Below are 15,721 nucleotides of genomic sequence, written 5' to 3' on the forward strand. Positions count from 1 at the left end.
TGAAATGACAGAAACAAATTTTCGGATGGAACATGACCTGCTTGGCGAAAGAGAAATTCCTAAGCATGTTTATTGGGGGATTCACACTTTAAGGGCACTTGAAAATTATCCCATTACGGGAAAGTCCATTGGCACGTATCCTGATTTAGTGTGTGCCCTCGCCCATATCAAAAAAGCGTCTGCATTGGCAAATCTACAATTAGGACTACTCCCTTCCGAAAAATCAAAATGGATTGTGGAAGCTTGTGATCAAATTTTAAATGGCAAATTCCATTCTGAGTTTGTAGTGGATGTCATCCAAGGTGGTGCAGGCACTTCCACAAATATGAATGCCAACGAAGTGATCACAAACATTGCTTTAGAATTAGCAGGCCATCCCAAGGGTGATTATACATTTCTCCACCCACTCAATGATGTCAATATGTCACAAAGTACGAATGATGTTTATCCTTCTTCTATCAAATTGGCTGCTGTGTTTTCTATCATCGGATTACTTTCTGCTCTAGAAAGTTTACAGGTTTCGTTTCAAAAAAAATCAGATGAATTCAAAGATATATTAAAAATTGGGAGAACTCAGTTACAAGATGCAGTGCCAATGACCTTAGGCCAAGAATTCTCAACATACGATGTAATGTTAGGTGAAGACATTTCCCGATTAAAAGAAGCAACTTCCCTCATAGGTGAAATTAATTTAGGAGCAACTGCAATCGGCACAGGAATCAATACTGACATTCGTTATTCGAAAATCGTAACTGAAATCCTGGCAAAACAAACGGGGTTTGATTTAAATGCAGCTCCAAATTTGATCGAAGCAACACAAGACACAGGTGCTTTTGTCCAATTATCTGGAGTATTAAAACGAATCGCTACCAAACTGTCAAAAGTATGTAACGATTTACGATTACTCTCGAGTGGCCCACAAGGTGGATTTAATGAAATCAATTTACCAGCAAAGGCTGCGGGTTCCTCCATCATGCCAGGCAAAGTGAATCCTATCATCCCGGAAGTGGTGAATCAAATTGCTTATGAAGTGATTGGAAATGATATCACAATCACTATGGCAGCAGAAGCAGGACAATTACAATTGAATGCATTTGAGCCAATCATTGCTCATAGTTTATTCAAAAGTATCGAGCACCTAACGGCCGGTTGTAAAACTTTGGAAACTAATTGTGTTTCAGGAATCACTGCAAATCGAAAAGTTCTTGAATCCAGAGTCAAAACATCAGCAGGTCTTGCGACTGCTCTCAATCCATACATTGGGTATGAAAATGCAACCTTAGTCGCCAAACGAGCTCTTGCCGAAAATCGATCTGTGGAATCCATAGTCCTTGAACTTGGATTCTTGGAAGAAACAAAACTAAAAGAAATACTTAGACCAGATGTTTTAACCTCTCCACATACCTTATAAAGAGAGGATGTTTCATTTTATTGGTTGCTTCTTTTCCAGAAATCGATAGTTTCTGAGAGAAGTTTTCCAGAATCATGAGCCAAATTTCAAAAGTATTTTTGATCGAAGATGATGTTGTTACTACTTTTCTCATCAAAACTCTTATGGAAAAACTTTCCTTTGCTTCTGAAATTTTCACTTACCCGAATGGATCGGAAGCACTCACTGCCTTAAAGTCCACGGAACATCTTCCTGAACTTTTGTTTTTAGATTTGAATATGCCGATCATGGATGGTTGGCAGTTTTTGGAGACAGTCCAAACGATCACACCCATTTCTCAAATCCCGATTTACATTCTCACATCCTCCATAGATCCTTCCGACCAATCCAAAAGTTTGTCCTTTCCCAATGTGAAAGGTTACCTTGTAAAACCACTCGACCCAAAAGACCTACACCATATCCAGACTAACAAAATTCAGTAAGAGACATAATTTTTTACTTCAGTTTTCTAGAATCTGACCGAAAGGAATGATGTGAAACTCACTGATATCCCTTCTGTTTCTTCTGTCTTAGGCAGAATGGAATCTTTGTCCCAAATGGCAAAGAACCCTAGTGCCCTTGTCTCCTTCCCTGATCTGTTAGAAAAGGAATGGAACAAACAAAATGGGGCAAAACAAACGAGTGAAACAAATCCCATCCCGAACGACTCCATCCAACTTCCTTTCCCTGATACAGCGAAATCCTTAGCACCTGCTCTTTCACGAGGGCCCAAACAAACAGAGGATCTCATTGGTACAATCGAATCCATAGCCGAAGCACAAGGGATGGATCCAAATTTAGTAAAGGCAATGGTGAAGGCAGAATCTGGATTTAAAACGAAGGCGGTTTCTCCCAAAGGTGCAATGGGCCTCATGCAACTAATGCCCGAGACTGCAGAAAGTTTGGGTGTGAAGGACCCTTTTGATCCCGAAGAAAACATCACTGGTGGTGTAAAATTCTTAAAAGGTCTGATGAAAGAATTTAAGGATCCAGAAAAGGCAATTGCTGCTTACAATGCAGGTCCTGGTGCTGTGAAACGATACAAAGGTATACCACCATATGAGGAAACAAAACAATATGTTTCCAAAGTGAAACGTTTTTATAAAGACTTTAGTTCTTAATCTGAAGTTTTAGTAAAAACTCAAATAACCAAACTTTTTTTGTAAACCAGCAGTATATTCATCAAACGGGCGCTTTGCGGGAACATTGGCCCACGATTCTTCAATCTTCTTAGAGATAAAACTTAGATTTTTTTCATTTTTAATTTTATCGAAGGTGATTTTTTGGATCAGGACATCGTCTTCACTTAATGGAACAATGCCATTCGACCGATTCGATCTTCGAAACAATCCAGATTTTTGTACCAATTGGATGTCTTGGTTCCATATCCCTTCTACATATAAAAAAGATTTATCAGGTATCACAGTTTCTTTTAAATATTTTGTTTTGGTTCCTGTTTGGAAATACAAAGCAAAGGAAAACTCTTTTGGTAAATAAATAGGATCGGATTTTAGAACAAGTGCCTGCCCAAATGATTTGGTTAAATTTTTAGTTTGAGTGTCCCACGGTTCTTTGGCAGTTGAACGTAAATCCTTAAAGATAAAATACACGGAAACAAGAATGGAAATGCCTAACACAACAGAGGCTGTGATTGTATTCAGTTCTTTTTCTGTTTTTAATAATATATGTCCAATCCCTATGGTTACCATGGGAAGTAATATCATCAGAGCTATTTGGTACCAAGTTTTGAAAAGAAAACTGATCGATTTTTCTCCAAAAAAATTGGAGTAAGAGAAAAAGATAAGTGAGATAAGAAAAAAAGCTAAGTATCCAAGTAAAAATAAAAACGGAACATTTTTCTTCTTATAAAAAACTGATGTTTTTTGTGCTGCTTTTCTCGATCCACGAATCCCTGTGAAGATCACGAAGAATGTGAAACCCAAGTAGAACATGATAAAACTAGAGAAAAAGGCAAGAAGTGTGAACGTTGGGAAAATGAGTAAGTCTGTCATCTTTTCCAAACGAAATGTCAAAAAAACTAGTAACAAAAATACCAAACAAAGTGTCTCTGTGAAATAGGAAGTTGGGAATCCGTAAGAAAACGGCAAAAAGGCAGCAAGATAAACCACAAAATAGTGATTTCGTTTCCATTCTACATTTCTGAGTAACAACAAAAAAAGATGTAAAAACAAACTATAAAATAAACCAGCTAACGCAATGAAGGATGGAATGTAATTGCTACCAAAGATTTTTTTCCATGTGACTACAAACCAGAATGCAAGTGGTTCTCTTGCAGAAATGAGCCCCCCCTCCTCCGTTGCAGCTTTGGCATTTGCCAAAAATTCCCATTCTGTTTCTGTTGTGGGGAATGGTCTAAAATATGAGAACAACGCATAACCCAAACTTAAGAGTAAGATGCTAAAAATGAATGGAATTGGTGAAAAAGGTTTAGGTTCGCGCATCTTGGAAAAGGCTTAAATTGCCTAGTCCTGTATAAATTTTTAGGTGAAAATATTCCAGAAGATTTTCAATTATACATAGAAATTATAAAACGAGGCAAAGAATGTCCGCCGAAAAAAAAGATTACCTTCTCGTTGACGAGAATGGACAGGGAAAACCTGACAAACCATGGATTTTTAGGACCTATGCAGGGCACACCAACGCAAAAGCCTCCAATGAGTTGTACAGAAAGAACCTTTCTAAAGGCCAAACAGGGCTTTCCATTGCATTTGATCTACCCACTCAGTGTGGTTATAGCTCCGACCACGAAGTCTCAAGGCCTGAAATCGGGAAAGTGGGAGTTCCTATCAACTCACTTGAAGATTTCCGCATTTTATTTGACCAGATCCCAATCGAAGAGATGAACACATCGATGACCATCAATGGAACTTCTATGTGGTTATTGTCGCTTTATGTGGCACTTGCGGAAGAACGTGGAGTTCCCCTCGAAAAACTAAACGGGACCACTCAAAACGATCTCATCAAAGAATACCTGGCTCGCGGAACTTATATTTATCCACCAAAAGACTCGATGAAAATCATCGTGGATATGTATGAATATTGTCTGCACAATATTCCAAAGTGGAACCCCTCTAACATCTGTTCTTATCACTTACAAGAAGCGGGTGCAACACCTGTACAAGAACTTTCCTTTGCTCTTGCAACAGCGATTGCTGTGTTAGATGCCATCAAAGAAAGAAACTGTTTCACAGAAGATGAATTCGAACAGTGTGTGGGAAGGATTTCCTTCTTTGTCAACGCTGGGATTCGTTTTGTAGAAGAGATGTGCAAAATGCGTGCGTTCACAGAAATGTGGGAAGAAATCACGAAAGAACGTTACGGTGTCAAAAATGCAAAGTACAGAGTGTTCCGTTATGGAGTACAAGTGAATTCACTTGGTCTCACAGAAGAACAACCAGAAAACAATGCATGGAGAATCCTCATTGAAGCATTGGGTGTAACGTTATCTCGTAATGCAAGATGCCGTGCTTTACAATTACCAGCATGGAATGAAGCACTTTCGCTTCCAAGACCTTGGGACCAACAATGGTCACTTCGTCTGCAACAAGTATTAGCATATGAAACCGACCTTTTAGAATACCCAGATATTTTTGAAGGATCAAAAGTCATTGAATCAAAAGTAAAAGCCCTGAAAGAACAAGCCAAATTGGAAATCCAAAAAATTCTCGATATGGGTGGAGCTCTTGTTGCCATCGAAAACGGTTATATGAAATCACAACTCGTGAAATCACAAACCGAAAGGCTTTCCAAAATCAATTCCAATGAACTTGTGATTGTTGGTAAAAACAAATGGACTGACGGGATCAAATCACCACTTATGACTGACTCTGACGGTGGTATTTTCAAAGTTGATCCTAAATCCGCTGAACAAACATTAGGTGTATTGGCAGAAGCAAAAACACGTCGGAATGCAGAACTTGCTAAAAAATCTTTAGAGGAACTCAAACAAGCTGCAAAAGATGGAAAAAATCTTATGCCATACTCCATTGCATGTGCAAAAGCACTTGTGACAACAGGAGAATGGGCAGATGCTCTTCGCGAAGTGTATGGCGAATACAACCCACCAACTGGTGTGGACGGCCAAAAACTCTTCCTCTCTGATGATAAAGTAGCAACTGTTCGTGGGAAAGTGGAAGCCTTCACAAAAGCCCATGGCCATAGACCAAAAATTGTTGTAGGAAAACCAGGACTTGATGGTCACTCCAATGGTGCTGAGATGATTGCAGTATCAGCAAAACACAGTGGGTTTGATGTGATTTATTCCGGAATCCGACTTTCTCCAGAGGAAATCGTACAATCTGCGGTGGAAGAAAATGCAAATGTGATTGGACTTTCCATTCTTTCTGGTTCCCATAAAGAAATCGCAAAACAACTATTTGATGAACTTGCTCACTACAAAGCAAACATCCCAGTTGTGATTGGTGGGATCATCCCAGAATCCGATTTTGAAGAACTGAAAAAAATGGGAATCCGTGAAATCTTTACTCCAAAAGATTATGATTTGATGTCGATCATGAACAAAATCATTGATATCATTTCGGTTGAACCAGCCCTCGTTTAAACAAGAGATCCAACTGCCTCCACTACACTTCGATATGAATGTTAGTGGAGGTTTCACCTCGAATTTAACTCATTTTACAATGGCACACTCTTTGATGGATTCCACAGAAACACTATCGCAATTGGTTTCAGAAGCACTTCTTGGTGAGAAGTTTCCCATTGCTAAAATCATCTCCAAAATTGAAACAGAAAACAATCTAAGATTTCGAGAAAGTTTGTTCAACGAAATCCAATCGCAAAAACCAAATGCCAAAGAAGGTCTCACCATCGGAATCACAGGCACCCCTGGTGCTGGCAAATCATCGTTACTCGGAGAACTTTGTCGTTTGTTCCTGGACTTTGCACCAAACAAAAAAATGGCAATTGTGGCAATTGACCCCTCTTCCAATATCAGTGGTGGGTCGATACTTGGAGACCGAACAAGAGTCACTCTTCCCAGAAGGGACACGAGGATTTATTTTCGATCACAACCTTCTCAACTTGAATTAGGTGGACTCAATCCCTATACCTATCATGTAATCCGTTTTTTAAGAAAGATATTTGATTATGTATTCATTGAAACAGTCGGCATCGGACAAAACGAAATTTCAGTATCACTCATTTCCGATATTTCATTTCTCGTGATGCAACCTTTGGGTGGTGACCAAGTACAGTTTATGAAGTCTGGGATTATGGAAGTTCCAGAAGCTTTTATCATCAACAAATGTGATGAAGAATCTCTCGCCAATTCAAGTTATTATATGTTAGAGTCTACTCTGGAATTTATCAAAGACATTCTCCCTGACCAATCACTTCCACCTATTTTTAAAACATCAGTGGTAAAAAAGAAAGGGATAGAAGAACTATTAAATTTTATTCTATCATATACGAAACGGAAAGATAAAAATATTGAAACCATAACTCAACTTATGCAGTGGATTCGAAATGAATACGGCCGATTTGGAATTGGGATTTGGAAAAAAATGGAATCCAATACTTGGAATCAAGCAGTCAGACTCAATTCTTTAGGTGGCATTCATAAGCTCAATTATGAATCAGAGGAAACAAAATTTTTGTCTCTCATTCAAAACAACATAGTTCAAAACGACAAAAATTAATTCTTAGATTCTTTTTTGATGACACTTAAAAACACTGCTGGGATTGAACAAGGTTTCCGTTCCGAATAATCAAAAAAGACAATTGCAGTTTTAGCACGAGCAATTTCTTTTCCATCCTTATGTGTGATCACATACAACATATCCAATGATTTTGATGAAATTTGATCTACATACAATTGGATGTTTAGATCATCAGGGAAAAAAGCTTCTGATTTATAAACAATGGCTACGTCAGAAACAACTATCCCTTTGCCTTCTACATTGATCTCAGTCCATCCATGAGAATGGAAAAATCTAGCCCTACATTCGTGTGTTAATGTCAAAATCGCATCATGAGCCAAATGACCGGCAAAATTGATATCTGATATTCGAACTGATAAGGATGTTTCAAATATTTTATGATTTGGAATCTCGATTTTTATTCTAGGCACTTAATCAACATACCACTGATAACGTTCATCAACTTTTTTGACTTCTTCTTTCAGGCGATCTGCGCTCCAACCAAGTAACTTCGCAATTTTTTTATCAAGACGAGTTCGTTCCGAAGTTTCTACTTTCCCCACTGTTCCGACTCCAGACCTTCTGAAATAAAAATCAGTTAAATGATGAATGTCTTCATTTAGAACAATGTATTCAACTTCGTCTTCAAAATACATCTCACCATTAGGAATTCGATATGTATCCAATCCTTTTAATGATAATATTTTCCAAGTTAAACTTCCATACCGCCTAACTAAAGTATCGATCTTATTCCCCGAAACATGTGGGAACTTAAATTGAATTTCCGTCACTAATTCTTTAAGGTTCTGATATCTTCCGCCAAGTAATGGAGTGAACTTTGTGACACAAGTTACATGTTTTCCTTTTGTATAAGTATCAATTGCATTCACTAAACTTTCTGCAACAGCTCTACTTGTTGTGTATTTACCACCTAAGGCTGAAAAAAAACCTGGGAACCCTTCATTTTCATAATGAAAAATTTCCGACTTCCTTGATGCAGAGTATGTTCCCTCCGTACTACCTGGATCCTCTACAAGTGGCCTTAATCCACCATAATAATAATCGACATCTTTTAATGTTAATTTTGCAAAACCAAAACTGAAATTCACTTCATCTATCAAATCAACAATTTCAGATTGTTTAACTTTAAATTTGTCTGGATCATCCTCATATGCAGTATCAGTAGTTCCAATGATTGTTTTCCCACGCCATGGTATAACAAATAAATGTGAGCCATCTCGTTTTGACAATACAACACATTCATTTCCGCAAATATTGCGTACAACTGCGTGGATCCCTTTAGATCGAACTAATTTTTTTTCAGCAGAAATCCCCGCCATTGATTCGATTATATCTGCCCAAGGTCCTGCCGAATTGACAACTACCTTAGCGGATACCAAAACTTTTTTGCCAGTGATTTCATCTGTTAATCCTACCGTATAACCACCACTATTTTGTTTTTTTAAGGTAGTAACTGCCAAATAATTAAAAGCATGTGCACCTTTTTCTTTTGCAGAAAGGATAAATTCCGTTGTATGTTTCTCTGGATTTGGGTTTGCATAGTCGTAATATTGGAAACTTCCTTTGAGTGATTTTCTACCAAGCCCCATCACTTTATATATTGTTTCCGCTACTGAATTCCATCGGTATTTGGGAAGTTGAACATCTGGATCAATATCTTTGTTTCTATCAAAAGATAGTAAATTGTATAATTCCATTCCTAATAATAACTGAATCCTTTGGAAGAGAGACCGAATCGGAATGATAAATCCCATAGGACGAACTGCGTGTGGAGAGATTTTTGCTAGATACCTCCGTTCTGATAAAGATTCACGCACAAGCCCTAGTTCAAAATTCTTTAAATAACGTAGCCCACCGTGGATCAGTTTGGAAGTAGCTTGGCTCGTGCCAGATGCATAATCATTCTTCTCCACTAGAAGGCAATTATACCCTCTTAGTGTTGCATCCCACAATACATTGGCACCAGTAATCCCACCTCCAATGACAAGAATATCGTATTCTTTTTTTAAATGATCTAATCTCGAATTTTCTTGTTTGGTGCTATTTTTCATAAGTTTAACATTTAATTGGCAATACCTTGGGAAGAACTTTAAACTGAGCAGGAAGTTGCCCCATATTTTCTCCATCTACATCGATAAATACATCTTCTTCAGACTCTGCTTTGAGTTCAGTAATTTGTTTGGAAATTACTTTGGCATCATCAGATAATTTTCCTTGGTAAAGATTTCCAAATTTGCGAAGTGTTTCAAAAACAGAAACGTCTTGGATTGCTAATAAATCCATTTTCCCATCATCTAACTTCGCATTCGGTGCAAACCACATTCCTCCTCCAGCAAATTCGCCATTCGCACAAACAATTAACCGACATTTATTTGTGATTTTCTCAAATTTGGAAAGTGTGAGTGTGATTTTTTTATTTGTATAAGAAAACAAACAAACAACTGTATAAAAAAGGAATACACCTTTCCCACCAATAAACCTACCTAACTTTGATTGGTTTACCCTATATACAACTTCTCCACCCATTCCAAAATCAGCCAAATTCAAACACAAATATTTACCTTTTGATTTATCGGGCTTGGTATAGGTAACATCAATTAAATCAATATGTCTTTCATCGCCATTTAATGCTTGTTCCAATGCTTTTACCGGATTTTTAGGAACCTTTACAGTTTTGATAAAATCATTGCCCCGGCCAGCAGGGATTGGACTAAATACAACATTTTTATTGATCAATTTTCCATTTTCGAAAAGTCCATTGATAATATTTGAGAATGTACCATCTCCTCCAATACCTAAAATCCAATGATACCCTTGTTTTACGGATTCTTTTGCGATATCTTTGGCGGCTTTTTCTTTGGTAGTTGCTTCATAGGAATAGGGAATCCCCTTCTGGATGAGAATAGGTTCAATTTTTTGCCAAACTTTTGCAGAAAGGCCTCCACCTGAAACTGGATTTAAAATTACCTTTATCTTTCTCATCATGTTTCTCCTTTGTTTCCACCTGAAAATAATCCAAAAAATAAAACATGTTCAATCGTTTCTAAATAAGCTTTTTCACTTTTTATTTCATTTTGAAAATGCCCATCGAGAATCACTTCTACTGCACCACGTATCATTCCCCATGCAACAGCCACATTGGGATAGGTACCTCGTGAGTTGATGAGATTTTCTATTTTTGCTTGTTTGTAAATTTTTTCTAATAAAGACAATCGATTTGATCTTTCATCAGTGAGCATTTTTCTCATATCTTCAGAAACATTGTCAATGTTTAGATTCACTCCACATTGTTTTGCAACAAGGTACATATGTTTATCACCTAAACAATGATCTATGTAGGCTCGGATCGCACGCCTAGACATTTCAATTGCAGTTTTTTCTTCGAAAGCTTTTTCTAGCCTTCCCCGCAGACGAACATAATCTTCATATTGGATTCGAGCCATTAAATCATCTTTACTTTTAAAGTGTAGATAAATTGTCCCTCGTCCAATTTCTAAATGTTTTGCGATATCATCCATCTTCACAAGTGATGGATGTTTTGTTCGAAAAAGTTCAATCGCGCAATTTAGTATATCCGTTTCTCTTTGTGCAAATTCTCTTTTTTTCCTTTCAGAAACGCCCATTATTTTAATCCCAACAATCCACCTGGATTCATGATCCCCTTTGGATCAAAAGTTTTTTTAAGTGAAGAAAGGATACGAAGCCCTTCTTCCCCTACTTCTTTTTCCATCCAAGGAGATAACATTCTGCCAATCCCATGATGATGGGACAAGGATCCACCATTTTCATGGATACTATCGATTATTCCTTTATGAAATTTAATAAAAGAAGAAACTTCATTTTGTTTGTCCATTGGGCTTATGAAAATAAAGTATAAATTTGCACCATTTTCATAGGCATGGGATATATGGACCATACATGATGTATTTTCAAAACTTTTTATATAAGCTCTTGTGTTTTCCCATAAGGTATGAAGATTGGACCAACTAACGGCAGTTTCTAAGGTATCGATCCTAATACCTTCATCCATTAAATAATCACGCAAGTAGGCACTTGAATACCTTTGGTGTAACCATTTGTTAACCGGTGATTCTCCTGTAGAAAACCCACCATTTCGTTTAGCGATTCTTTTGATTTTCTTCAAAACTTCTTTTGTATAGGAAGGGTCTCCATCAATGATGATATGCATAAGAGATCTTTGCATTGGTTTGTAACCAATGAACCTAAGAAAAAGGTCCTCTTTGCCTCCATTTAATCCACTCATATGAAAAGAAATATCAGTTTCTTCTGGATCTTGGATTCGGAAAAAATGAGGTTTCCCAAATCCTCCTTGCATCACTTCACGCATTGTCTCAACTGCACTTTCAAAGTTTTTGAAAATAAAAGAACCTTTCGCAGAATTTTGCGTGTGGTATTTACGAATTTTTAAAGTAGCCTTTGTAATGACACCAAAACTTCCTTCCGTTCCAAGAAACAAACGAAACATATCTGGACCAATGGAAGCTGCGGGATAAACTTTCGATTCGAATTTACCAGAAGGTGTAATAGCCGTTAATCCAAGAAGAATATCTTCGATTTTACCATACCCAGTGGAAGCTTGCCCTGCCCCTTTTGCAGCAATCCAACCACCTACAGTTGAAAATTCAAAGGATTGTGGGAAATGACCACAGGTATATCCCCTGTCATTTAAATGTTTTTCTAATTCGGGTCCATATACTCCAGCTTCAACTGTTACTGTTGAATCAATCGCATTAAATTCAATGATGCGATTCAATCGAGACAAATCAAGGGAGATTCCTCCTTTTGGAGCTTGTAGTGCTTTTGTGACTGTAGATCCCGCACCAAAAGGAATGACAGGAATTTTATTTGCATTCGCAAGAGCTAATATTTCCTCAATTTCCTTTTCGTTTTTAGGAGAGACCACTACATCAACTACATCCGAAACTTCACCAAACCGAGCTTTATAGATCTCAGTATAAAATTTTCCTATTGAATGTTTTGCTCGACTAACATCGTCTATTGAAACATTCGAATTCCCCACAATTTTTTTAAGTTTTGAAATGACTGTTGGACTTAACTTAGATTTCTTTAATGGTTTTAAAGGGAGTTCACCTTTAGGAAGAGAAGATTTAAATTCGTTTGATACTGGGAATTGATGATTTAAAAAATCCAATGTATGTGAGGGAAGTTTTTCTTCCACTTCTTGTGATCCCCATTTATAGATGTTTCGAGTTTGCATAGAAGTTACCAAAAATCCTTATTTGCTCCAATTTTTGAACCAAATTCACAAATTGACAATCAAAAAAAATTTTTGTTCGTTTTATTTAACCGCGTAACTCTTTAAAATACTCAGCACGAACAGATGTTAAAAACTCAATTGATAATGTGATTCCGAATAATAATGACAAAGTTTCTCTTAATACTTCATCCAAATCAAATCCAGTTAACAACCATTCTATGAGTTCAAAACAAATATCTAATGCGGGTAAAGAATTTGTTGGTGTATTCCCTTTTGCAATTGCTATCAGTAATTTGGGAATTTCGCCAGTTTGATTGTTTGCAATTAAATTTCTGATTTCAGTAGGATATGAAACCATTAACTTTTGTTTGATTGCGTTTGGTGTGAATACTAACTGATCTTCTCTTAATTCCAAAGCCATGAGTAGATGGTCTTTTAAATTTTTTTCAGAGTGATGGCTATCTTGCCAAACAAGTAGAGTTTTTTCCCCTACAAGAGAATCTTCAAACGGTGAGAATGGATATGGTTTTTTTTCCATAAAATTCCCAGGTAGATTCCCACCTGGGAGAATTGATGACTTTATTTTTTAGGTGGGACAACCGCGTCTTTGCAAGTTTTAGAAAGAGTGAATTTCACAACTGTTTTTGCAGGGATAACAATCGCTTCACCAGTTGCAGGGTTTCTACCTTTTCTCTTTGGACGATTACGTTTAACAAGTTTACCTAGACCAGGAATGACAAATGCACCATTCTTCTTAGTTTCTTTGTAAGCGAGTTCAACGAAAGAGTCCAAAAATGCTGCTACATTTTTTTTGGTCATTCCAGTTGTTTCAGCGAGTTCGCTGAGCATTTCGGACTTTTTCATTGGGGTAGGAGTTGTTGCCATACTTTGATTTTCCTCTAAACCATTTAACGGTTACACATTATTTACAAAACTACCTGTTTTGGTACAAGATTAAAATCATTTTGGATACAATTTTTCTTAAAATTCCCTAAGAAAATCGTAGTTTTTGTAAAAAAACCTTTATTTTCCTAATGAAAATGGGAATTTCTTCCAAAACTCATGACTTCCATCAAGTACAAGAAGATCGTTGTCGTTTTCAAACGAACCAAATACGAGTTGGATTTGGAAACATATGGTTCCATACAAGCCTATAAGGAAGTCACAAAACAAAATCCAGAGGTATTCCAAAGAACGTATGAATCCCATGAAAGGCAAATTCGTTCCCGTGAGTATCTAAAAACACATGTATTTCCAAAGGCTGATTTTGTTTTCCGAGAACACTTTGACCCAGAATCCGGTTCGAATTATGACTTAGTTGTGGCTCATGGTGGAGATAATCATTTTACATATGTTGCTCATTTGGTCGGCAATACTCATTTAATTGGGTGTAATTCAGATCCAGATTCTTCTGTTGGGGCTCTCCTTGGATTTACAGCAGAAGAACTTGGTGAAGCCGTAAAACATAATTTTAAACAAACAAAAATAGAGTCTTGGTCACTCTTAGAAACTGAAATTGTCTATCCAAATGGTACAAAACTTAAAACTGTTCCAGCTGTATGTGAACTTTCCATCCGAAACAATAGCCCAGAGCTCACTTCAAGGTTTTGGATTTCGTATTTGGACAAAAAGGAAGAACAAAAATGTTCTGGATTACTAGTTTACACAGGTGCAGGATCAACAGGTTGGATCAGTTCTTGTTTCCCTAAGAAATTCCCACCATTTTCGAAACATGAGCCATTTTTCCATGTGTATTCCAGAGAAATACGAGTCAAATCACGAGAAACAGAGTTTTCCTTGGCAGATTTTAGGGCTTTGGATCAAGTGGAAGTTATTTCCGAAATGAATGGTGGTTTGGCAGTGGATTCTCTCACAGAGAGACACTACCCGTTTCCACCATATGCAAAAGCGGTAATCAAATTATCGCCTGAGAAATTATTTGTAGTCGTTCCACTAAAGAGAGGGGAATCCATGCAGGACTTACCATACGAAATCGAACAAAAGCGCATCAATGGAACTGTCATTGTTCAAATTAAAGGACGGATGGAATCTGGTCCGTTAGACCGAATCACCCAAACCATACTTGATGAAATGGTTGGTGCCGATAGAAAACATTTGATTTTAGATTTTTCTGAATTACGTTACATATCTAGTTTAGGAATACGAATGATACTAGATGTAAAAATGAACTTACAAAAACGAAACAAAGAAATGGCTCTCGTTGGTGTAACAAGTTCCATTTTACAGGTGTTCCATCTTTTAGGTTTATCAAATGCATTCCAATTTTTTTCTGATCGAGAAGATGCTTTAAAGTCTTTTGAGGAGCCATCTAAGTCCTAGATGACTCCACGAATTTCCGTTTGGATCTCCACTTCGGTTTTCGTTTCTTTTTTAGTGATTTCTATATTCTATTCCCTCATTTACTACGAAAACTCCTTCCTTAAAGAGGAGTCCATTTCACTCATAAACGAAAAAAACAGAAGTTTTGCGAGAGTACAAGAATTGTCTCGAATCAAAAATCAATTCCCAATTGCTTACCAATGCCATTATAATTTTGGATTATCTGATGGATCTTTATATGAATCTACCGAAAAAATCCCTTATTCCATTTACAAAAGGTTAAGGTTAGGTGATTCAATTGAAATTTACAAAAAGGAACTGAGGATTTTAGGAAAACCTACAGCAATTTCGAGAATAATGGGGAATGAAGAGCCACTCCCCCTTTTAGAGAACTTAGAAAAATATTTTAAATTTAGTTTTTACTATTTCCTTACTTTAACGGCTGTTTTTTTGGCTATTAGGGTTTCGGAATTGTTACTTCGAACTTATCCTTCCCAGAAAAAACCAAATGAGACTGACGTGATTGTTGTAAATAATTCTCAGGATTTACATCAAAAGTAACAAAACACATATATTTATCGTATTTCACTACATACATAAATTCCATATAATTGAGATGTGTATTTTGAGTCATAAAACCACGTAACCATTTGCTATCGCGATATACTCTTTCGTATTGGATGTTAGTTGCATCTATTTTCTTGATTGATTCTGCTGACTCTTTTGAATAATCACGACTCATGATTTCTTTTTTGAGCGTCTTAATCAGGTTATATTCGAGTTTTGCTTTATTAGGTGGTAAATTTTCTGGACGTGTTTTATAGTAGTACTCGAACAACTCTTTGTCTTGGCCTTCTTTGGCATCGTGATTTTCTTGATTCACGTCGGTAGATGTTGTTTGTGGTTTAGTGTCCTGTGCAGAGATTGAAACAACTGCTAAACTGAACAAAATGGTAAAGAGAAGGCTTTTTTTCGAGAGTTCCATAGTTACTATTATCGGATTTTCTAAGTAAA

Annotated in this window: 15 protein-coding genes; 6 read left to right on the forward strand and 9 right to left on the reverse strand. The window is 36.9% G+C overall.

Features of this window, described 5'->3' with window-relative positions:
• The first annotated feature begins 4 nt into the window (after positions 1 to 4).
• From ND855_RS17825 to ND855_RS17835, 3 genes are all read left to right on the forward strand, one after another.
• Positions 5 to 1,411 (forward strand): aspartate ammonia-lyase, encoded by a 1,407-nt coding sequence (locus ND855_RS17825; RefSeq protein ID WP_265359563.1) that lies wholly within the window; start codon positions 5 to 7, stop codon positions 1,409 to 1,411.
• A gap of 74 nt (positions 1,412 to 1,485) precedes the next feature.
• Positions 1,486 to 1,872, forward strand: a complete 387-nt coding sequence (locus ND855_RS17830; RefSeq protein ID WP_265359564.1) for a response regulator — start codon at positions 1,486 to 1,488, stop codon at positions 1,870 to 1,872.
• Between the two features lie 51 nt (positions 1,873 to 1,923).
• Positions 1,924 to 2,550 (forward strand): lytic transglycosylase domain-containing protein, encoded by a 627-nt coding sequence (locus ND855_RS17835; protein WP_265359565.1) that lies wholly within the window; start codon positions 1,924 to 1,926, stop codon positions 2,548 to 2,550.
• Positions 2,551 to 2,559: 9 nt separating this feature from the next.
• Here ND855_RS17835 and ND855_RS17840 read toward each other — a convergent pair whose 3' ends face one another.
• Complete coding sequence (locus ND855_RS17840; RefSeq protein ID WP_265359566.1) at positions 2,560 to 3,891, reverse strand: hypothetical protein; 1,332 nt, start codon at positions 3,889 to 3,891, stop codon at positions 2,560 to 2,562.
• 101 nt (positions 3,892 to 3,992) lie between these two features.
• Here ND855_RS17840 and ND855_RS17845 point away from each other — a divergent pair, with 101 nt between their 5' ends.
• Positions 3,993 to 6,011 (forward strand): protein meaA, encoded by a 2,019-nt coding sequence (locus ND855_RS17845; RefSeq protein ID WP_265359567.1) that lies wholly within the window; start codon positions 3,993 to 3,995, stop codon positions 6,009 to 6,011.
• Positions 6,012 to 6,105: 94 nt separating this feature from the next.
• Positions 6,106 to 7,107: a P-loop NTPase family protein gene (locus tag ND855_RS17850; RefSeq protein ID WP_407658765.1), complete on the forward strand. Its 1,002-nt coding sequence runs from the start codon at positions 6,106 to 6,108 to the stop codon at positions 7,105 to 7,107.
• On the opposite strand, the gene ND855_RS17855 is transcribed toward ND855_RS17850, so the two are convergent.
• The 7 genes from ND855_RS17855 to ND855_RS17885 all read right to left on the reverse strand — a co-directional run bounded on the left by ND855_RS17855 (position 7,104) and on the right by ND855_RS17885 (position 13,252).
• Complete coding sequence (locus tag ND855_RS17855) at positions 7,104 to 7,538, reverse strand: acyl-CoA thioesterase (protein ID WP_265359568.1); 435 nt, start codon at positions 7,536 to 7,538, stop codon at positions 7,104 to 7,106. The two genes, ND855_RS17850 and ND855_RS17855, sit on opposite strands and share 4 nt — an antisense overlap.
• Complete coding sequence (locus ND855_RS17860) at positions 7,539 to 9,179, reverse strand: glycerol-3-phosphate dehydrogenase/oxidase (protein ID WP_265359569.1); 1,641 nt, start codon at positions 9,177 to 9,179, stop codon at positions 7,539 to 7,541.
• A 4-nt stretch (positions 9,180 to 9,183) separates the two neighbouring features.
• Positions 9,184 to 10,113 carry a diacylglycerol/lipid kinase family protein gene (locus tag ND855_RS17865; protein WP_265359570.1) on the reverse strand — a complete coding sequence of 310 codons (930 nt, stop codon included), beginning with the start codon at positions 10,111 to 10,113 and terminating at the stop codon, positions 9,184 to 9,186.
• Positions 10,110 to 10,751: a TetR/AcrR family transcriptional regulator gene (locus tag ND855_RS17870; RefSeq protein ID WP_265359571.1), complete on the reverse strand. Its 642-nt coding sequence runs from the start codon at positions 10,749 to 10,751 to the stop codon at positions 10,110 to 10,112. Before ND855_RS17870 ends, ND855_RS17865 begins: the two co-directional genes overlap by 4 nt.
• The gene (locus ND855_RS17875) at positions 10,751 to 12,367 is read right to left on the reverse strand and encodes an FAD-binding oxidoreductase (RefSeq protein ID WP_265359572.1); all 1,617 of its coding nucleotides are present in this window, start codon (positions 12,365 to 12,367) and stop codon (positions 10,751 to 10,753) included. The genes ND855_RS17870 and ND855_RS17875 overlap by 1 nt, the downstream gene beginning before the upstream one ends.
• Before the next feature lie 85 nt (positions 12,368 to 12,452).
• Positions 12,453 to 12,905 carry a VanZ family protein gene (locus ND855_RS17880; protein WP_265359573.1) on the reverse strand — a complete coding sequence of 151 codons (453 nt, stop codon included), beginning with the start codon at positions 12,903 to 12,905 and terminating at the stop codon, positions 12,453 to 12,455.
• Between the two features lie 41 nt (positions 12,906 to 12,946).
• On the reverse strand, positions 12,947 to 13,252 hold the full coding sequence (locus tag ND855_RS17885; RefSeq protein ID WP_004788037.1) for an HU family DNA-binding protein: 306 nt from the start codon (positions 13,250 to 13,252) through the stop codon (positions 12,947 to 12,949).
• A 177-nt stretch (positions 13,253 to 13,429) separates the two neighbouring features.
• Between ND855_RS17885 and ND855_RS17890 the strand changes: the two genes are divergently transcribed.
• Positions 13,430 to 14,707 (forward strand): STAS domain-containing protein, encoded by a 1,278-nt coding sequence (locus tag ND855_RS17890; RefSeq protein WP_265359574.1) that lies wholly within the window; start codon positions 13,430 to 13,432, stop codon positions 14,705 to 14,707.
• Between the two features lie 457 nt (positions 14,708 to 15,164).
• On the opposite strand, the gene ND855_RS17895 is transcribed toward ND855_RS17890, so the two are convergent.
• Entirely contained in the window at positions 15,165 to 15,692 is a 528-nt protein-coding gene (locus tag ND855_RS17895) for a hypothetical protein (protein WP_135603360.1), read from the reverse strand.
• Positions 15,693 to 15,721 lie beyond the last annotated feature (29 nt).

This window comes from Leptospira paudalimensis (assembly GCF_026151345.1).
In the GTDB taxonomy this organism is placed as follows: domain Bacteria; phylum Spirochaetota; class Leptospiria; order Leptospirales; family Leptospiraceae; genus Leptospira_A; species Leptospira_A paudalimensis.